We start from the raw sequence: 17861 nt of genomic DNA, 5'->3' as shown, positions 1-17861 counted from the left end.
AAAAGAAAAGACAGAAGACTCAACTGGTCTCCTGCCTCATGATTTATCTGTCCAGCTTCACTAACTCTGCATCCCTGTTTGGGCGTCCGAGGATCAAATCCCTCAGAATCCTGCTGCCAAGCATGCTGTATACCGTTCCGTTACCGCCGTAGCCTAGTAAATAGTAGATTCTGTTTTTATCTGGATGTCTCCCGATGTAGGGCAGGTGATCGAGGGATTCACCGAAGCTTGCCCCCCATGCATATTCCATTTCAACGTTGAGGCCGGGGAACATCTTCTGGACCTCTTTTTCAATCCTTTTTCCCTGTTTTTCGATTTTTTCCATGTTTTGCGGAGCTTCCGCCGGGTCTTCATCGAGGCCGCCGGCTATGATCCGATTATCCACAGTGGTACGAAGATACAAATAAGGCCTGTCCGTTTCCCAGATGAGTGCGCGTTCATGCCACTGTGATAAATCATGGACAGGCTTAGTGGCGATGGCATAGGATCGATTGATTTCGGTCCCGATGTTTTCACCGAGCGGAGGGGTTTCATAACCGGTCGAGTGCACAACGTGAGAAGCGGTCAATGTCCCCTTGTTCGTTTCAATGATGGCTTTTTCGCCGTCTTCCTTTACTTCAATCGCCTCTGTTCCTTCGAAGGCTGTCGTGTTATGATTCTTCAAATATTCGAAGATCCCATTCACAAACCGGAACGGATTCACTTCCGCGTCACCATGGGTGATCAGCGCACCGGATTTGGAGAACGGAAGATGTTCCTTCATATCTTTTTTGGACCAGTATTCCACCGGGAAACCGTGCTCTTTCAAAGTTTTGTATTCTTTTTTCAGCTTTGGCAGATGCAGCGGCGAGCTCGCATAATAGATGCTCTTCCTGCGGGTGAATTCCGGTGAGACGGGCAGGGTCATCGCCACTTCTTCCAGGTGGCCGACCGCTTCCTGACATAATTTATAAAAACGGACCGCCTCCTCCTCACCGATCTCGTCGATCAATTCATGGAGCATGATGTCATTTGAAAATTGCAGAAGCCCGGTGTTTGCAGAAGAACTCCCGGAAGCAAGTTGTCTTTTTTCAATGATGGCCACTTTCAATCCTTCACGGGAAAGCACATAGGCACAGAGCGCACCGGACATACCCCCGCCGATGATTGCGACATCGTAATGAGTATTGAACTCTTTTTCTGTATCATTATAAGTGGTCGGCCAAAATAATTTTCCATTATGTAATTCCATTTTTCTTTATCCCCTAACTGTCAGCTTCTATTGTGTCTAATGATTTCCCTTTTGAAGAAGGATTGAAACGTTATGGATCAATAAAAAATAGGGAAGGCTTTGAATTGCCTTCCCGGATAGTCTTAATGTGTGGATGTATTCAGTTGGACTTCGATATTATCCCTTGTCGCTTTTGAATAAGGGCAGACATCATGCGCTTTTTCAACGAGCTGTTTCGCTTCATCCAATTCTACTCCGCCGACCGAAACCGAGAGAACGACTGAGAGTTTGAAACCGCCGTCTGTATCTTTTCCAATCGAAACTTCTGCAGTGACCTCGGAGTCGATTTTCTTTTTCTCCTGTCCTGCGACGAGGTTCAAGGCGCTGTCGAAACAGGCTGAATATCCTGCTGCAAAGAGCTGTTCAGGGTTTGTGGCCCCTTCAGCCCCGCTGCCCCCGAGGGATTTTGGCATGGCCAGGTCAAATTCCAATACCCCGTCGCTGCTTTTTACCTTTCCCTTCCGGCCGCCGTGAGCGGTTGCTTTTGCGGTATATAATGGTTCCATTCTGATCACTCCTATTGAAAATTTGAACACTCTTACTTTTTACTATTGGGGTTTGAGCTAAACCTGCCAATGTGCTCTTATTCCACGATTTCCCGCTGTCTCCGATAGGCGAGGACGGTGGTCTTTAACGAAGCATAATTTCCGATCGCTGCATATCCGTAAAAGAAGCCCATGAAGATCCCGACCACTAGATGTCCCCTATGGCTGATGAATATGGAAATGAGCAGTCCGAGAATGACCGCGATATTCGGGACCAGGAAGGCCGGGGGTTTCAGAGTCAGCTTGATGATCTGTGTGATGAGTATGATGATGGGGATGGCGATGATCGCATCCCAGATGTTTGTATGGATGATAGGTAAATTCATGATGTGCCTCCGGATGGTTGGTATAATCATAATGTTTCCAATTGAAGGCTGAATAAACAAAAAAGGATGACCCCATGGATCATCCTTCACTGCAACTGTGTTCAGCTTTATCAAATGTCAGCGCTGAACCGGGCTGTTTTATCTGAACAAAGCATTCCAGCGCTCGGCCTTTTCAAGCGCGGCAAGGTCGGTGGCCACTTCACCCGGACGTACGCCGGCCCCGATTATATAGTCTGCGAATTCCATATTCACGAATTCAAAGATGTAATTGAACTGCTGCACAAGCGGCAGCCCCTTGATGCGTGCGCTCGGTCCTCCGCTGATGACGACATAGGCTTTCTTCTTTGTCAGCTCTTCTTTCAAGTTGAACCGTTCATCACGCAAGTATTGACTCCAGCGGTCGAAGAAATTTTTCATCGGACCGCTCATGCCGTACCAGTAAAGCGGAGTGGCAAACAGAAGGATGTCATGGTCCTCGATGAGTTGAACAAGTTCTTCGTAATCATCTTCGACTGGCGAGAAGCCTTCTTCCGTATGTCTCATATCCACGATCGGCTTGATATCCAAATCCGCGAGCGTCACGATTGTGTGGTCGGTCCCCTCGACGATTTTTTTCGCAAGGTATTCGGAGTTTCCGTCTTTTCTCGTACTCCCAAGCAGCGCTAATACTTTCATCTGAAACTCTCCTTCTCTTTTAATTGGGCAGTTATCCCCAGTATATTCACACATGGGCAATCAGGGGAATGGACCCGGTTGCCCCGCAGGTTGTCCGTCATTGATGTGACGGGATATTTTTTCAAAAAATTATTTATCGGATCTTGAATCCTTCTTCCCTCAAATACAAAGCGGCTTCATCATAACCGCCGAAGCTGTCCTCAAGATTTTCACCGGCATAGATATTCCAGCGGTCGTCTTCTTCCACGAGCAGAAGGGTATGCCCCTCTGAATCTTTCCACGTTTGTTCGACAGCAGGCTCGATTTCTTCTTCCTGGGACAAATAGGTGACCGAGGCTGTGATAATGTTGCGGAGTTCTTCTTCAGTATAGTCGCGGATATTCACGAGACCCTTCGCGTTGGATTCATATTGGGGAAGGTCCCCCGTGTAAACAAATCCGTTTCCGTTCGGATGCAGGTGGTAAACCACGATCGTTTTATCATAAAGGCTGTCTTCAAAGTGATAATTCACCCGGTTGAGAGACACCTCTTTTTTGGTCAGTTCATCGAATGTTTCAATGATATCCAGTTTTTCCTGGAAGGTCAGCATGCTCATTCCTCATTTCTATTACAACGATTTTTTCATTATAGCACAGTGCCCTATTTTTATAGAAAGGATAGGGGTATAATGAGGGGAAGAGGTGACCATATTGAACGATTTCAAATCCTTGGGGATTCAGCCCAAGTACACAGAAGCTTTAAAAGAACAATCCATTTCAGAACCGACACCGATCCAGGTTGAAACAATACCTGTTTTATTAAATGGCGAAGATGTTATTGGACAGGCACAGACCGGCACGGGAAAAACAATGGCCTTCCTGCTGCCGATGCTTGCAAAGATCGATAAAGAAAAAGAAAGCATCCAATCCCTGATCGTAACTCCGACAAGGGAGCTGGCGATCCAGGTGACGGCTGAACTCAACCAGCTGCTGGCTGCATCAAAGGAAGACATCAATGTGCTGGCGGTCTACGGCGGCCAGGACGTCGAGAAACAGATCAAGCGTTTGACAAATAAGGCGGTCCACATCGTCATCGGGACCCCGGGACGGATCCTTGATCACGTCCGCCGCGGGACGGTCGATTTTTCGGAAGTATCGTTCCTTGTCTTGGATGAAGCGGATCAAATGCTCCACATCGGATTTTTCGATGAGGTCGAGGCAATCATCCGCGAGACCCCTTACACAAGGCAGACCGCCTTGTTCTCGGCGACGATGTCAAAGGACATCAGGAAAATCGGGAAGCGCTATATGAACAACCCTCATAACGTTCAGGTCCGTGAAAAGGAAAAGATCGTCGAGGAGATCCAGCAGGAAGTCATCGAAACGACCGACCGTCAGAAACTTGATGCCCTCAGTCAAACGATCCACGACGTCCAGCCGTTTCTCGGCATCATTTTCTGCCGGACGAAGAGGCGGGTAAGCAAACTGCACATGGATCTGAAGGCAAGGGGATTCCTTGTCGACGAGCTTCACGGCGACCTTTCCCAGGCGAAAAGAGAAGCCGTCATGAAAAAGTTCCGCGATGCCAAAATCCAACTATTGATCGCCACGGATGTTGCGGCCCGCGGACTTGACGTTGAAGGCGTCACGCACGTGTTCAACTACGATATCCCGGAGGATGTGGAAAGTTATATCCACCGGATTGGCCGGACGGGGCGTGCCGGAAATGACGGACTCGCCATCACGTTTGCGGCATTGAAGGATAAGCAGGCACTCGAAATGATCGAAAAGGGCATCGAGCGTTCGCTGCCGAGACGTGTGGTTGAAGTGGCACCTGCTGCTGAAGGGAACCCATCCCCGTCCCGCGGTAAAGGGAACAATGAAAGTGCCAAGGATAGAAGGGAACGTAAAATCCAGGAAAGCAGGGAACGGAGCAGGAAAGGCGGCCGAGGGTCAGGCGGCCGTGACAGTGGACGGACATCCACTGGAAGAGGCAGTGGAAGAGGTTCGAGCGGACGTTCAGCTGCCGGCTCTGACAGCAGACGCGGGCCGAGCGACCGTTCGGGTGGCAGGTCTGACGGCAGGAGTGGAACAGGTGGACGTTCGGGTGGCAGGTCTGACGGCAGAAGTGAAACAGGTGGGCGTTCGGGTGGCAGGTCTGACGGCAGAAGTGAAACAGGTGGGCGTTCAGCTTCAAGATCTGATGCCAGACACGGTTCAAGCAACCGTTCTACTGCGAAAGCTGATGGCAGGAATCCTTCTGGAAGAGGGTCGTCATCCACTGGCAGAGGCGGCGGACGAGGGATCGGTGGGAGATCCGGCGGGCGCAGCGGCAGCTCAAGCCAGGGAACAGGCGGAAGAAGAGGCCGGTCTTAATTATTGGAAAAAGGATGGTGGCGTGATAATGCGCTGCCATCCTTTTTAAGTTGGGTTTTATGGATTAATTTGGTAAGTGACGGAATTAATCGCAGAATCGAAAGAATAATGGGGAGAATTCGAAGATTAAGGGTGGAAACTAAAAGATTATTGCATGAAATTCGAAGATTTTGACACGAAATTAAAAGATTTACCATTTTTCCTCCAATTCTACCTGTTCCTAACCCCATTTACCACTCTATCAGGGTCTTATAATAAGCTCCCAACCCCTTTTCTGACTGGATTACTCCCTCTCCCCGCCTTCAAACCAGCAAAAATTGACTCTGCAATATAGCTCCAATCCCCAAATTTACCTAAAATCAGCTTCAATCCCAAACATTCTCATACTTCCCTTGAAACTTATCAGAAAATTGACACAACTAACTTGATATCTTTCACACATTCCCTTTAAAATAAAGTAAACGCTTTACTAATTTGGGAAGGGGATGGAATGACAGCATGCATGTACCTTTAGTGTTAACAGATTTTCTTGATCGGGCGGTGGAGCAATACGGGGATAAGACCGCGATCATCGATGATGAAAAAAGACTTACATATAAACAGCTGAATGCCCGTGTTAACCAGTTATCCCGGGGTCTGCAGGAACTTGGCATCAAAAAAGGGGATAAAGTCGCCTACCTCGCGCCGAACACGCCGGAGATGCTCGAAGGGTTTTACGGGGTATACGGAGTCGGCGGAGTGATGACCCCTCTGAATACACGTCTCAAGCCTGCGGACTATCAATTCATTTTGACCCACAGTGAAAGTAAGGCATTGTTTGTGGATGAAGAATTGTATCCGCTCGTTCAACCGATCCTGTCGAAAGTGTCAAACCTGAAACACGTGATCATCCACGGCGATTCTCAGGACGATTATCCTGGATATGACGAGTGGAGGAGGAAGTACAGCACCGAACCATTCGACCGGGTGCCGCTTGAAGAATCGGATATCGCTTCCCTGCTGTACACGAGCGGTACGACCGGTGATCCGAAGGGAGTCCTCCTCACGCACCGTTCAAATTATCTTCACGCACTGTCCAGCATGCACCACCTTAAGGTATCGGATCAGGACACTCTTCTTCATGTGCTGCCGATGTTCCACGTGAACGGCTGGGGCTCACCTTTTTATTACACGGCGAACGGTGCCACTCAAGTGATGCTGAGGAAGGTCGACCCCAAGCTTATTTTAGAAAAAGTGAAGAGACACGGCGTATCGGTCATGCATATGGCCCCGACTGTCCTCAATATGATCCTTGAACAATATGAATCTGAAAAGCCGGCCATCAATCAGCCGCTGAGGGTCGTCATCGCAGGTTCTGCACCTCCTCCTGCTTTTGTGAGAAAAGTTGAAGAGGACCTGAAGTGGGAATTCATCCAGGTGTACGGGATGACGGAGATTTCTCCCCTCATCACCACTTCAGCAATCCGTTCCATGGAACTGGAAAAAACCAATGAAGAGAAGTATCGGTTAAAGGCCAAAGCGGGATACAGCATGATCGGCGCCAAGGTCAAGGTCGTAGATGAGTTAGGGAACGAGGTCCCTCATGACGGGAAAGCGATTGGAGAAATCGTAACCAGGACGAACACGGTCATGGAGGGCTATTTTAAAAATCCGGAAGCGACGAATGCAGCGATCCGGGATGGGTGGCTTCATACGGGCGATATGGCGGTTGTCGACGGAGACGGTTATATCGAGATTGTCGATCGTATGAAAGACGTCATCATCAGCGGCGGGGAAAATATCTCCTCGATCGAAGTGGAGGGGGCGCTTTATGAACATCCGGGCGTCCTTGAAGCAGCGGTGGTTGCCGTTCCGGATGAAAGATGGGGGGAAGTCCCGCACGCGGTGGTCGTCCTCCGCGACGGACACAATCTTGCTGAAGAAGAGCTCATCTCTTTCTGCCGGGAGAAGCTGGCACATTTCAAAGCGCCAAAAGGCATTACTTTTGCGGAGGAACTACCGAAGACGGCCTCCGGAAAAATCCAAAAAGTCGTGATCAGGAAAGAATTTTGGAAGGACCGGGACCGGATGGTTCATTAGATAGAAATATAAAAATGACGTGTACACACACGTCATTTTTATATGGAAACGGGGGAGGGTGTATGTAAACAAATTATTCGAAAAATTTTTTCGGATGAGGAAGCCGCGTCCTATTGGGCATCGAGGAAATATACAAATATTTATTCCACATCGCCATGTTTATCTTTCCAAATAGATGGTAAACAAGCAAATGTAACATCAAAAATCAAAGGAGGATTCTTGCAATATGGCATACCGTTTTAAAAGAAAAGACAAGCCATAGTGAAGGTGACAGTTTATGAGAATTCTGCTTCGGTTTATGGAAAGTCATTGGAAACATCATTTTCTGAAGAGTCATTGGTTATCACACTAATCACACTTAAAGGAGAGGAAACGAAATGGCAAACAACAATAATCGAAACAACAATAATAACGGAAACATGAGCCGCGAGGAAAGAGGACGTAAAGGCGGAGAAGCAACTGCTCGCAATCACGATAAGGAATTCTATCAGGAAATCGGAGAAAAAGGCGGAGAGGCGACTTCCCAGAATCACGATAAAGAATTCTACCAGGAGATCGGTGAAAAAGGCGGCAGAAATTCCAGCAACTCAGGGAATTCCAATCAATCAAGAAGCAACAATTCAAACTCAGGGTCTAACAGCTCCAACTCAGGATCCAACAGCTCCAACAACAGCTAAACCATAACCATTCAAGAATTGTCATAGAAACATCATTTCCGGTAAACGTCATGGAGACTACTTACATTAAAAGGAGAGGAAACGAAATGGCAAACAACAATAATAGTAATAACAACAATAACAGTAAAAACAATAATAAAATGAGTTATGAAGAAGCGGGGCGCAAAGGCGGAGAAGCTACGTCACGCAATCACGATAAAGAGTTCTATCAGGAGATCGGAGAAAAAGGCGGAGAAGCCACCTCGAATAATCATGATAAAGAGTTCTACCAGGACATCGGTGAAAAAGGCGGCAGAAACTCAAATTCAGGCGGCTCCAACCGTTCAAACAACAATTCAAATAACAACAATTAATATAATCTTAACAAATAAAAGGGAACTTGTGCAAACTCAGTAATTGAGGGAAATAGGACCCCACAAATTAGAGAAATCTAAAATGTGTGGTCCTTTCTTTGTTTTTTCCCGGGTTAAATATCTCTTCCTGTGTCACTGGTCCATAAAAAGGATTTTTATCAATATCCGTTATAAATTCGATAGATTTCGCTTGATACAGTTTAGCAAGATATTCATAAGTGATGATAATATCCCCAATAAACATAGCTGGTGATATTTGTCCGGTTACTTTAACCATAAGATTATGGTTCATTACTTCATAATCAATAATGCTCCCAAAACTTATATCCTCAAACAAATTTTCAGGGTTGACTCCAAATAGAAGCAAATCAACTTTATACTTCCTTTTCTCTATTTGAATTTCTGCTTCTTGATTCGAAAGCTTTGTTTTAACACTCTTATTAATGATTGCTAAAGGATTATCTACAATCACTTCGCATAATCCGTTGTCAATTGTATGGAAAACATGAACATCTTCTATCAGGACCCCTGTCCCATGCCCCTTCGTCAAGGTAATGGCCAATTCTTCTTTTTCGTCAGTATTTATGTCTGAGTAGAATATTTGTGGAGGGAAGGAAGGGCTTATTTCGCTAATCCAAAAAGGCTTTGTATAAATTTCCCCTTTGAAATCAATCTTGAATCCCCTGTATAATCCATTCGTTTTCTTACCGTATAGGGTTATATTCTCATTTTTGTCCTGACTAACAATATCATATCCTCTAATCTTTTTCCCTGCTAAATCAGGATTTGAGAAAAGAAAGAGCCCTATTAAAAAATAGACAAAAATTCGCATCACCATCACCTCATTTTAGTGTTCCCATTTCCTGAATTAATTCAATTTAATATTGAAAAATGCTTTAAGTGTGCCGAATTGTTCAGCTTTAACTTGTTCCAGCGGTTGATTGGAGTGCAAGACGAAGACTCCTGCGGGAAGAGTAGCTTATGTGAGACTTGTCTAGCTGCGGGGCTTAGAGGCACATGTCATAAGTCAAACCGACCAAGAAGGCAAAGAACGCCTTCGTGGACGATTCGCCTTATGCCAACCGCCTCTGGGCAAAGCCCCTCCGCTTTTCTTCCCGCAGGCTTGCCGAGGAGGCTCACGGGCTACCCGCGGAAAGCGAAGTCTTGCACGGAAATCATTAGCGGCATTGTTAACCGATTTCTACAGGTATTGTTATCTTTGGATTTCTTGAATAGATTTAATTGCATTTGGTTTATTAGAAGGAAAAATGTGTAGGGGAATCTATATTATTTCCAAGGTTTCATCCCCTCCCAAACGGGGAATAGTCCTCCGTAATGAAAAATTTTGGGAGGTAAAAAACCCTATGAACCTGTCTAGAGAAACAGTCCAGGACAATGATCTGAATTGTCCTTCTGAATACGGTAAATTAAAAAAGGTATTGGTGGTTTCACCTCAAAACATGAGAATCACGGAAATCATCAATGAAACACAAAAACATTTTATGAAAGATAACATCGATATAGATAAAGCTGTGCACCAGCATGAGCAGTTTGTGAAAATCCTTGAAGAAAACGGTGCTGAGGTGCATCACCTCACACCTCGAAAGGAAATGAACGAGCAGGTATTCACAAGGGATATCGGATTCTGCATCGGGAATGAACTCATCGTTTCATCGATGAATACAGAGCTTAGAAAAGGAGAAGTGAAGGTTCTTCTCGGATGGCTCGAGGAACAAAAGATCCCGCATACCCATCTGGCTGCCCATTCAATCGAAGGAGGGGATGTACTGGTAGACGGTAAAAATGTCTGGGTCGGAATAAGCGGTCGCACGAACCGTCTGGCGGTCCAGGCCTTGAAGAAGCTGCTCCCCGACTATACCGTCCATGCACTTCCTTTGAGGAGTGATATCCTGCACCTTGATTGTGTGTTCACGATCATTTCGGAAGAAGCGGCACTCGTTTATCCGCCTGCTTTTTCGAAAAAAGATCTGGAAAAAATCAAAGAGCACTACAACATCATCGAAGTAAGCGAGAAGGAACAGTTCCGTATGGGACCCAATGTCCTTGCCATCGGTGACAAGACGATTGTCAGCCTCCCGCAGAATGGAGAGTTGAATGAAAGAATAAGAGAAAAGGGCTTCAAGGTCATTGAAACCGACTTCTCGGAAATCATCAAATCAGGCGGCTCCTTCAGGTGCTGCACCCTGCCTCTCGTAAGGGAATAGACAAAGGCCCGCCCCGCTCTCTGTAAAAGGGAAGCGGGGCGGGCCTTTTTGCATTTACAAACCTTTTACAAAATTGTCGTCTCTTTGAAAATAATTCTTCATAATTCTCTACTATCCTAGTAACTGTATTCATAATCTAGGAGGTCGGGAAATGAAAAAATCCATGAAGAAGATCCTTCCTTTGGCAGTTGTTTCATCATTGGCAATCGGAAGTGTGATCGGTATGAATCAGGACAACCCTGAGGCGCAAGCGAAAGAATCTAAAAACGGGAAAGCCAAAAATGTCATCTTCATGATTGGTGACGGCATGGGTGTCCCTTATACAACAGCCCTTCGTTATATGAATGACAATCCGGATACACCGGAATTCGAGAAAACGGCATTTGATCCGTATCTTGTGGGACTGCAGTCCACATATCCTGAAGATGAAAAAGAAAATGTGACGGATTCAGCAGCGGCAGCAACAGCGATGAGCGGCGGGGTGAAGACGTATAACAATGCGATTGCTGTTGATAATGATAAATCCGATGTTAAAACAGTCCTTGAGCAGGCAAAGGAAAACGGCATGTCTACAGGTCTTGTTTCAACTTCTGAAATCACGCATGCAACACCTGCTTCTTACGGTGCGCATGATGAAAGCCGTAAAAATGAAGATGAAATAGCCAATGATTATTTTGATGAAATGATCAAGGGTGAACATAAAATCGATGTTATGCTTGGCGGTGGAACGGACTTCTTCGAACGTGAAGACCGTAATCTGGCTGAAGAATTCAAGAAAGACGGATACAGCTATGTGAAGTCAACTGAAGAAATGAAGAATGATGAAAATGAACAGGTCCTTGGTCTTTTTGCCGAGTCAGGTATGGATAAGATGATCGACCGCGATGAAAAACAGCCAAGTCTTGCTGATATGACTACATCTGCACTTGACCGCCTGAAATCTGACAAAGACGGATTTTTCCTGATGGTGGAAGGAAGCCAGATCGACTGGGGCGGACATGATAATGATGTTGTCGCTTCTATGAGTGAAATGAGGGACTTTGAAAAAGCATTTGAAAAAGTACGTGATTTTGCCAAAGAAAATGGTGAGACCCTGGTCGTCGTGACGGCTGACCACTCAACTGGCGGATTCTCAATCGGTTCGGATGGTGACTATAACTGGGATCCAAACGTGATCGATGCTGCGAAACGCACGCCTGACTTCATGGCAGAAGAAATCGCGAACGGCGCATCTGTAGAAGAAACGCTTTCTCAATATGTCGACCTTGAATTAACAGACGAAGAAATTTCATCTGTAAAAGAAGCAGCGGCGACGAAGGATAAAGTGGAAATCGATAATGCAATCGAAAAAATCTTCGACACGCGTTCCGGTACTGGCTGGACGACCGATGGACATACAGGGGATGACGTACCTGTCTATGCATTCGGTCCCCAGAAAGAAAAGTTTGCAGGGATGATCGACAATACGGATCAGGCTCAGTTGATTTTCGAAATTTTAAAGAATAAAGGAAAAATCAAAGAGAATAAATAATGCTAAAAGCCACGCGGGTCCTTCCCGCGTGGCTTTTTCATTTGTACAATCAACCCTCTTGCAGATCCGCGATGCTTACCTGTGATCTCTCTTCAAGCGGACCGCGCAGATGTACGACTGCTGTCTGTCCGTCTTCCATCACTTCATCGATCCATACAGACGCATCTTGATATTTCACTTCTATGTCCGCTGACGAAGATAAAATTTGTTTCGCACGTTTAAGTTCCATGATTGGCATCCTCCTTATGTTTAACGGGATCAATTCTTCAGTCGGTCTTGTTCTTTTGGTCCTTGTTGTGTTTGTTGCCCTTGCTGTTATCCCCGCTTGTCAGTTCCGCAGCAAATTCAGTTGTCCCCCGTTTCGGGGAGTTCTGGTTGCTGCTTCCATTATTATCTTTTTTCGTCATTTGTCATTCCTCCTTCATCTAGTCACTTTAGTTTTGGAAAAAAGGGTGATGGATATGCATGGGGATGAAGTCCCTATTTTAAAAGATGGAAGCCATTTAAAGGTTTTCAGGTGTGGAATAAAGAAAAGAAACTATAAACAGAAGAAGGGGGCGGGTTTATGAAGGAGTCTCTAAATTCCAGTATGTCACCGGGCACAGCCGGTGAAACCATTCCGGGAAGCTGGTATCCGGGGGAAGAACCTGAGGATATTAAGCCCGGCAGCTATCCGATCCTTTTCATTCATGGTATAAACACGACATCTGCAACATGGAACGTTGATGGGAATGATATCCGTGAAACAGCACGTGCAAAAGGATACCGGACAGCGTTCATCAATCTTTCAGGAACGGCCGATATGTGGTCGAATGGACTGCTGCTGGCTGAAAAACTGAAGGAGATTTCTGTATCTTTTCAAAGTGAAGTGGTGATTGTGGCTCACAGCAAGGGAGGGATCGATGCCCAGACGGCAATGGTTTATCATGATGCCTCGCAGTTTGTGAAGCGGGTGATCACCTTATCCACCCCTCATCACGGATCCCAGCTTGCAGATTTGGCGTTCAGCAAATGGGCAGACTGGATCGCGGATACGCTCGGCAGCAGGAGTGAAGCGGTATTTTCCCTGCAGACGGGCTATATGAAAGCCTACCGGAAACGGACAGATGAAAACATGGAGCCGGGGCATTCATCTTTTTATACATTCGGCGGTACCGGCTGGGGCAGCATGGGATCAGAGTTGTTTTGGGGCGGTTTGTATTTGAGGCGGTTTGGTCCAAGTGACGGTGCGGTGACGGTGAAGAGCTCTCGGCTTCCTTACGGGGAGGAAGTGATGGTAGGTGACTGGACCCACAAGACGATCAAACTGGGAGATGAAATCTTTCCTTATATAGAAAAATTGGTTCTTGAGGAAGTGGAAGAACTTCCTGTTGCCATTGCCGCTGAATCGGTTGATGAGGAATTGCCCGTTTCCGTCCTCCACAAGGGAGGGGTGTATACGGGTGCCGCAGCAGAACGGTTCTATGTGGAAGAAGGGGTGGAGGAGCTGACGGTTGATTGGGTCAGTTCTTCAAGCGATGCCTCCTATGTATTGACGGACCCTGATGGCAGGCGGCATGTCCGTTTTGTCACAGCGGGTGATGAGACCGGTTTCTTTCCAAATGCACTTCACCATTCGATCATCATCCCGTCACCGGCTAAGGGCAGATGGGTGATGGAGGCAAGGAATGATTCACGGGAGTCCTATTTGTTGAATGTCATCTTTTCAGGCGGGGTGAATGTGGGGATGGATGAAATCATCAGCGTTAAAGTGGCTGAGTCCGATAGTAAGGAAGTGAAGATGACAGGGATAGTGGGTATTGAAAAACAAATTCATCTTTACCACTTCCCATCAGGGAAAAAGGATCAACCGGCGGATCTCAACCCGGAAACCCTTGCAGGATACGGTGAAGGCATCCATAACATCACGATTGACATAGAGGGAACGACAGCACAGGGGGAGCGGTTCCAACGGACGGTCATCAGAACCGTTACGGTCGATGAGCATGGAAACGTTCATGAGTAATTCATCCAATCCTGCTAAAATGCTTAAAGCCCGTCCGCCGGTAAAGCGGAGGACGGGCTTTGTCATTACAAGGATTCCAAGAAGTCTGTCACCTGATCCGGCGTTTTTGCATTCGCGCTGTGCAGGTGGGCGGTCTTTTCGCCGTTCTTCCATACGAGCAGGCTCGGGATCCCCATGACGTCATACTTTTCCGCTATCTCTGGAAGTTCGTCCTTGTTGATGTCATACCATTTATATTGATCATATTGTTCCATGATTTCATCAATGAACATGTCCATGCGGCGGCAGTCAGGACACCAGTCTGCATGGAATTTAATGATTACGGGCTGTTTTGAAGAAATGATTTCTTCGAACGTTTCTTTGTTTTTGATCGATTGCATTTGTAACCCCCCTTTCCCTCTTATTTTAACCTTACGAGCAACTTTACGTAAACTGCAAGATATCAGATCCCGGCCTGCAAAGAATTTCCCTGATCTGTACTGGACATGATACTATAATGGATACATTCTATAGAAATTCAGGTGATAAAATGAAACCGATCAACGTTGGACTTGCAGGCTACGGATTTTCAGGACAAAGCTTTCACCGTCCTCTTCTGCAGCATTCCAAGGACTATCATATACATACAGTCATGTCTTCAAATAAGGAGAAAGTCCAGAAAGACATAGAAGATGCCAGGGTGGTTCAAACATTGGATGAACTGCTTCAGGAAGACATCGATCTTGTCGTCATTACGACACCGAACCATCTGCATTACAGCATGATCAAGCATTCCCTGCATGCCGGGAAACATGTGGTGGTGGAAAAACCGTTCGTCACCTCAAGTTCCGAGGGAGAAGAGCTGATCTCACTGGCCGAAGAAAAAGGCCTCCTCTTGTCTGTTTTCCATAACCGGCGCTGGGATGCTGACTTCCTCACAATCAAAAAGCTTTTAGAAGAAAAGCGGCTGGGGAATATCGCGACATACGAAGCCCATTTCGACCGCTACCGCCCTCAGGTGAAGGACCGCTGGAAAGAGAATAAAATCGATGGCGGGGGAGTGTTGTATGACCTCGGTTCACACTTGATCGACCAGGCACTATATCTGTTCGGTACGCCTCAATGGGTATTTGCGGATGTGTTTTCACAGCGCGATCAGGATAAAGCGGAGGATTACTTCCATATCGTAATGGGATATGAAGGGATGAGGGTTTCCCTCAATTCCCGCTCAATGGTGCTTGACCCCGGACCCCGCTATCAGGTGCACGGCCGCAGCGGGAGCTATATGAAATACGGTATGGACCGACAGGAAGCAGACCTGAAAGAGGGTCTCGACCCATATTCGGAATCATGGGGACAAGAGAATGAAAGTGCTTGGGGGACGTTATCCGTTACGGACGGCGAAAAGGTGGACACCGTAAAACTTCCGTCTGAAAATGGAGATTACACTCTTTATTATCAAGGAATCCATGACGCCATCAGGAATAATGATGCCTCACCGGTAAAAGCAGCAGAAGCCCTTGAAGTGATCAGGATCATCGAAGCCTGCAAGGAAAGTTCATCTCATGGAAAGGCCGTCCATTTATAAAAAAGCAAAAAGAGGAGAGGTGCAATCATTTCGCACCCCTCCTCTTTTTACAGTCTCTACAATCCTATTCCACAGTCCCTGACTCAAGTATTTTCACATCAGGTTTAATATCGAACTGGACATTCGGATATAAGGACTTTTCCCATTCTTTTATATCAAACCCTCGCACACCGTGTTTTTGCAGCTGCCCGATACCAATGGGGTCGATGCCCAGCTCCTGGAACCTGGCGAGCAGTTTCTTTGAATGGTCCACAATATCAGATGACATCTTATCTTCTATTTCTTTAATTTTCTTCGTTGATAAGCTTTTTCCTGTGTATTCTTTTATAATTCCATTAATGGTGATTTTGATGGTCACTTTTACTGGATCCGAATTATTCACTACCTTGATATTATGTTTCGATTTAATGCTCGTTACCGCTGCTTCGACTCTTTGCTCCGTGCTTCCGTCTTTACCCCCAAGCTTTACAACATGACTCCCCTCTGAAAGCTTATCCACCAGAAGCTTAAAAAAGAACATGTCATCTGAAGCAACCCGGTCGATCATCTTGTCTGCATCCATCAGGGCTATCCCCGTGACCTCAAGGGTATCGTCGGAAACTTGTTTGATGATGGGAAGGTAGGGAGTCTGGCCGTCCTGATAATAATCAAAGAGGAACATATGTAAATTGGTTTCAGGCAGCTCCCTCCGCTTGATGTTCTGATTGAGGAGATTCGAGATGAACATCCCGTTCCCTCTTATCCCGTAATTCCCTTGCAGGATATCCCCTGCATTTCCCTCGGTAATGGTCAGCATCACACGAGCCCCGATACTAGCATCCCTCTGGAGGGAATCGGCGACATCCAGGATCCCTTTCTTCGCCAGTTCATCTCCAATAAGCACCACATCCAAGCTTCCCCTCACAAGCGGCTGCTGGGATTTCCGTGATAAGGTTTCCAATACCTCGCGGGTTGAAGGTGCCTCAGCGGACAATGTCCTGTTTTCAATGGTCCCGTCTTTTATATAAACAGGAAATAAGGCTGTCCCCTTGATGGTGTTCTTATCTACAAGGTCGTAACCTTTGGCTGTTTCAATATTCAGGTCATCAAGGATTTCCCTTTCGACGCAGCCTGTCAGCAGTAATAATAGTGTAATACAAAGTGTCAGTTGCTTTCTCATGCTTTCTTTTTCACCTTCTTCATAATAATCACCAATAAGAGGAGAAGGGGGATATACCCGTAATTGATATAGAAACCGACTTCCCCGGAAAAGGTATTCAAAAAGTTGACCTGCTGGCGTTTTCTCAAGAATGTCAGGGTGCCGATGACGATTGCCGATAGAATCCAGACCGAATGACGCTGTTTGAGGAAGGTGGTCCTCTTCATGATCCTGCTCCCGCACCACAAAGCGATACAGACGTTCGGCAGGATGATCAGGCACCAGTTGGCTATCCCGATATACTCAAATCGTTCAACAAAGGGCATCTCGACGATCTTCCACATCGATAAAGTGGCCCACACCGTCTTTGCCAGCTGCTTTTCACTGAAGAAGGCAAAGGAAATAAGGGCAATGAAAACGTAAACCATTGTAGTGGTGAACAGTCCCCAATGAGCATATTTCTGTGATTTCTTTGCGTTTTTAATGAATGGGTAGAGCATCAGGATCGACTCATATCCGAGAAACGTCAGCGACATATTTTTTGTGGCCAACATGATATCTTTAATCGAATGATCAAAGACGGGGAGGAGATTACGGAAATCACTGAACGGGAATGTGAATGCGAACGTCAACAACAGATAGCTTGGAAGGACGATCCCGAAAAATGCCACTCCTGCAATACTCCTTACTCCTCCAGAGACGATATAATATGCCAGGATCATAAAGGCAAGGGCAAAATAAAAGGTACTGAGCCTCGGATACATCCACACTTGGACAACCTCGATATAGGTTCTCAGAATGGTTATTACGAGTAATGTAAAGTAAAGGACGAAGATAAGATCCAATAACTTACCAAACCATTTTCCAAAAACAAGGGCGTGTGCTTCAACAAGGTCGCCTCCGCCTTTATCCAGTAAAAGATACATGATGAACATGATAATATGGGTAGTGATTCCGGCGAGAATCACTGAAATCCACCCATCATATCCTGCAACCTGCGAGATGATCCGCTGAAAGCCCAATACCCCGGCTCCGACCTGGATTGAATGTATAAGAAAGAATACGAGAAAAGGGGAGACCTTTCTGCTTTCAGGAATCGGCTGCATTACAGCACCT

Annotated in this window: 19 protein-coding genes; 8 read left to right on the top strand and 11 right to left on the bottom strand. The window is 46.3% G+C overall.

Annotation, left to right across the window (positions count from 1 at the left end):
* Positions 1–43 precede the first annotated feature (43 nt).
* The 5 genes from AS034_RS19610 to AS034_RS19590 all read right to left on the bottom strand — a co-directional run bounded on the left by AS034_RS19610 (position 44) and on the right by AS034_RS19590 (position 3405).
* Positions 44–1231, bottom strand: coding sequence for an NAD(P)/FAD-dependent oxidoreductase (locus AS034_RS19610; RefSeq protein ID WP_058299850.1), 1188 nt, complete (start codon positions 1229–1231; stop codon positions 44–46).
* Between the two features lie 122 nt (positions 1232–1353).
* Positions 1354–1776 carry an organic hydroperoxide resistance protein gene (locus AS034_RS19605; protein WP_058299849.1) on the bottom strand — a complete coding sequence of 141 codons (423 nt, stop codon included), beginning with the start codon at positions 1774–1776 and terminating at the stop codon, positions 1354–1356.
* Positions 1777–1853: 77 nt separating this feature from the next.
* Entirely contained in the window at positions 1854–2141 is a 288-nt protein-coding gene (locus AS034_RS19600) for a hypothetical protein (protein ID WP_032086547.1), read from the bottom strand.
* Positions 2142–2279: 138 nt separating this feature from the next.
* Positions 2280–2816 (bottom strand): flavodoxin family protein, encoded by a 537-nt coding sequence (locus tag AS034_RS19595; protein ID WP_058299848.1) that lies wholly within the window; start codon positions 2814–2816, stop codon positions 2280–2282.
* 133 nt (positions 2817–2949) lie between these two features.
* Positions 2950–3405: a hypothetical protein gene (locus AS034_RS19590; protein WP_032086545.1), complete on the bottom strand. Its 456-nt coding sequence runs from the start codon at positions 3403–3405 to the stop codon at positions 2950–2952.
* Between the two features lie 91 nt (positions 3406–3496).
* Here AS034_RS19590 and AS034_RS19585 point away from each other — a divergent pair, with 91 nt between their 5' ends.
* The 4 genes from AS034_RS19585 to AS034_RS19570 all read left to right on the top strand — a co-directional run bounded on the left by AS034_RS19585 (position 3497) and on the right by AS034_RS19570 (position 8279).
* Positions 3497–5170: a DEAD/DEAH box helicase gene (locus AS034_RS19585; protein WP_244888206.1), complete on the top strand. Its 1674-nt coding sequence runs from the start codon at positions 3497–3499 to the stop codon at positions 5168–5170.
* Between the two features lie 498 nt (positions 5171–5668).
* A complete protein-coding gene (locus tag AS034_RS19580) occupies positions 5669–7249 on the top strand; it encodes a long-chain-fatty-acid--CoA ligase (RefSeq protein WP_058299846.1) in 1581 nt (526 codons plus the stop codon).
* A 377-nt stretch (positions 7250–7626) separates the two neighbouring features.
* Positions 7627–7926, top strand: a complete 300-nt coding sequence (locus AS034_RS19575; protein WP_058299845.1) for a KGG domain-containing protein — start codon at positions 7627–7629, stop codon at positions 7924–7926.
* Between the two features lie 86 nt (positions 7927–8012).
* Positions 8013–8279, top strand: coding sequence for a KGG domain-containing protein (locus AS034_RS19570; RefSeq protein WP_058299844.1), 267 nt, complete (start codon positions 8013–8015; stop codon positions 8277–8279).
* Between the two features lie 67 nt (positions 8280–8346).
* Here the strand turns inward: AS034_RS19570 and AS034_RS19565 are convergent, their stop codons facing one another.
* Positions 8347–9111: a hypothetical protein gene (locus AS034_RS19565; protein WP_074440091.1), complete on the bottom strand. Its 765-nt coding sequence runs from the start codon at positions 9109–9111 to the stop codon at positions 8347–8349.
* 532 nt (positions 9112–9643) lie between these two features.
* Here AS034_RS19565 and AS034_RS19560 point away from each other — a divergent pair.
* The gene (locus AS034_RS19560) at positions 9644–10504 is read left to right on the top strand and encodes a dimethylarginine dimethylaminohydrolase family protein (RefSeq protein WP_058299843.1); all 861 of its coding nucleotides are present in this window, start codon (positions 9644–9646) and stop codon (positions 10502–10504) included.
* A gap of 151 nt (positions 10505–10655) precedes the next feature.
* On the top strand, positions 10656–12035 hold the full coding sequence (locus tag AS034_RS19555; protein WP_058299842.1) for an alkaline phosphatase: 1380 nt from the start codon (positions 10656–10658) through the stop codon (positions 12033–12035).
* Between the two features lie 49 nt (positions 12036–12084).
* On the opposite strand, the gene AS034_RS19550 is transcribed toward AS034_RS19555, so the two are convergent.
* Positions 12085–12264 (bottom strand): H-type small acid-soluble spore protein, encoded by a 180-nt coding sequence (locus AS034_RS19550; RefSeq protein WP_032086532.1) that lies wholly within the window; start codon positions 12262–12264, stop codon positions 12085–12087.
* Positions 12265–12301: 37 nt separating this feature from the next.
* A complete protein-coding gene (locus AS034_RS23030) occupies positions 12302–12442 on the bottom strand; it encodes a hypothetical protein (protein WP_169792820.1) in 141 nt (46 codons plus the stop codon).
* Positions 12443–12600: 158 nt separating this feature from the next.
* Here AS034_RS23030 and AS034_RS19545 point away from each other — a divergent pair, with 158 nt between their 5' ends.
* A complete protein-coding gene (locus AS034_RS19545; RefSeq protein WP_058299841.1) occupies positions 12601–14040 on the top strand; it encodes a PGAP1-like alpha/beta domain-containing protein in 1440 nt (479 codons plus the stop codon).
* Positions 14041–14105: 65 nt separating this feature from the next.
* Here the strand turns inward: AS034_RS19545 and AS034_RS19540 are convergent, their stop codons facing one another.
* On the bottom strand, positions 14106–14420 hold the full coding sequence (locus AS034_RS19540) for a thioredoxin family protein (protein WP_058299840.1): 315 nt from the start codon (positions 14418–14420) through the stop codon (positions 14106–14108).
* Positions 14421–14569: 149 nt separating this feature from the next.
* On the opposite strand from AS034_RS19540, the gene AS034_RS19535 reads away from it, so the two are divergent.
* Positions 14570–15607 (top strand): oxidoreductase, encoded by a 1038-nt coding sequence (locus tag AS034_RS19535; protein ID WP_058299839.1) that lies wholly within the window; start codon positions 14570–14572, stop codon positions 15605–15607.
* A gap of 64 nt (positions 15608–15671) precedes the next feature.
* On the opposite strand, the gene AS034_RS19530 is transcribed toward AS034_RS19535, so the two are convergent.
* The gene (locus AS034_RS19530) at positions 15672–16766 is read right to left on the bottom strand and encodes a Ger(x)C family spore germination protein (RefSeq protein WP_058299838.1); all 1095 of its coding nucleotides are present in this window, start codon (positions 16764–16766) and stop codon (positions 15672–15674) included.
* A complete protein-coding gene (locus AS034_RS19525; RefSeq protein WP_058299837.1) occupies positions 16763–17851 on the bottom strand; it encodes a GerAB/ArcD/ProY family transporter in 1089 nt (362 codons plus the stop codon). The genes AS034_RS19530 and AS034_RS19525 overlap by 4 nt, the downstream gene beginning before the upstream one ends.
* Positions 17852–17861 lie beyond the last annotated feature (10 nt).

This window comes from [Bacillus] enclensis (genome assembly GCF_001456935.1).
Classification (GTDB): domain Bacteria; phylum Bacillota; class Bacilli; order Bacillales; family Bacillaceae_B; genus Rossellomorea; species Rossellomorea enclensis.
Note: the sequence above shows the minus strand (reverse complement) of the source record. Positions and strands in the feature narration are given on the sequence as shown.

Excerpts from the sequence above, each read along its gene's own strand:
- AS034_RS19610 (WP_058299850.1), bottom strand. The coding sequence starts at position 1,231 with ATGGAATTACATAATGGAAAATTATTTTGGCCGACCACTTATAATGAT.
- AS034_RS19605 (WP_058299849.1), bottom strand. The coding sequence starts at position 1,776 with ATGGAACCATTATATACCGCAAAAGCAACCGCTCACGGCGGCCGGAAG.
- AS034_RS19600 (WP_032086547.1), bottom strand. The coding sequence starts at position 2,141 with ATGAATTTACCTATCATCCATACAAACATCTGGGATGCGATCATCGCC.
- AS034_RS19595 (WP_058299848.1), bottom strand. The coding sequence starts at position 2,816 with ATGAAAGTATTAGCGCTGCTTGGGAGTACGAGAAAAGACGGAAACTCC.
- AS034_RS19590 (WP_032086545.1), bottom strand. The coding sequence starts at position 3,405 with ATGCTGACCTTCCAGGAAAAACTGGATATCATTGAAACATTCGATGAA.
- AS034_RS19580 (WP_058299846.1), top strand. The coding sequence starts at position 5,669 with ATGCATGTACCTTTAGTGTTAACAGATTTTCTTGATCGGGCGGTGGAG.
- AS034_RS19575 (WP_058299845.1), top strand. The coding sequence starts at position 7,627 with ATGGCAAACAACAATAATCGAAACAACAATAATAACGGAAACATGAGC.
- AS034_RS19570 (WP_058299844.1), top strand. The coding sequence starts at position 8,013 with ATGGCAAACAACAATAATAGTAATAACAACAATAACAGTAAAAACAAT.
- AS034_RS19565 (WP_074440091.1), bottom strand. The coding sequence starts at position 9,111 with ATGCGAATTTTTGTCTATTTTTTAATAGGGCTCTTTCTTTTCTCAAAT.
- AS034_RS19560 (WP_058299843.1), top strand. The coding sequence starts at position 9,644 with ATGAACCTGTCTAGAGAAACAGTCCAGGACAATGATCTGAATTGTCCT.
- AS034_RS19555 (WP_058299842.1), top strand. The coding sequence starts at position 10,656 with ATGAAAAAATCCATGAAGAAGATCCTTCCTTTGGCAGTTGTTTCATCA.
- AS034_RS19550 (WP_032086532.1), bottom strand. The coding sequence starts at position 12,264 with ATGGAACTTAAACGTGCGAAACAAATTTTATCTTCGTCAGCGGACATA.
- AS034_RS23030 (WP_169792820.1), bottom strand. The coding sequence starts at position 12,442 with ATGACGAAAAAAGATAATAATGGAAGCAGCAACCAGAACTCCCCGAAA.
- AS034_RS19545 (WP_058299841.1), top strand. The coding sequence starts at position 12,601 with ATGAAGGAGTCTCTAAATTCCAGTATGTCACCGGGCACAGCCGGTGAA.
- AS034_RS19540 (WP_058299840.1), bottom strand. The coding sequence starts at position 14,420 with ATGCAATCGATCAAAAACAAAGAAACGTTCGAAGAAATCATTTCTTCA.
- AS034_RS19535 (WP_058299839.1), top strand. The coding sequence starts at position 14,570 with ATGAAACCGATCAACGTTGGACTTGCAGGCTACGGATTTTCAGGACAA.
- AS034_RS19530 (WP_058299838.1), bottom strand. The coding sequence starts at position 16,766 with ATGAGAAAGCAACTGACACTTTGTATTACACTATTATTACTGCTGACA.
- AS034_RS19525 (WP_058299837.1), bottom strand. The coding sequence starts at position 17,851 with ATGCAGCCGATTCCTGAAAGCAGAAAGGTCTCCCCTTTTCTCGTATTC.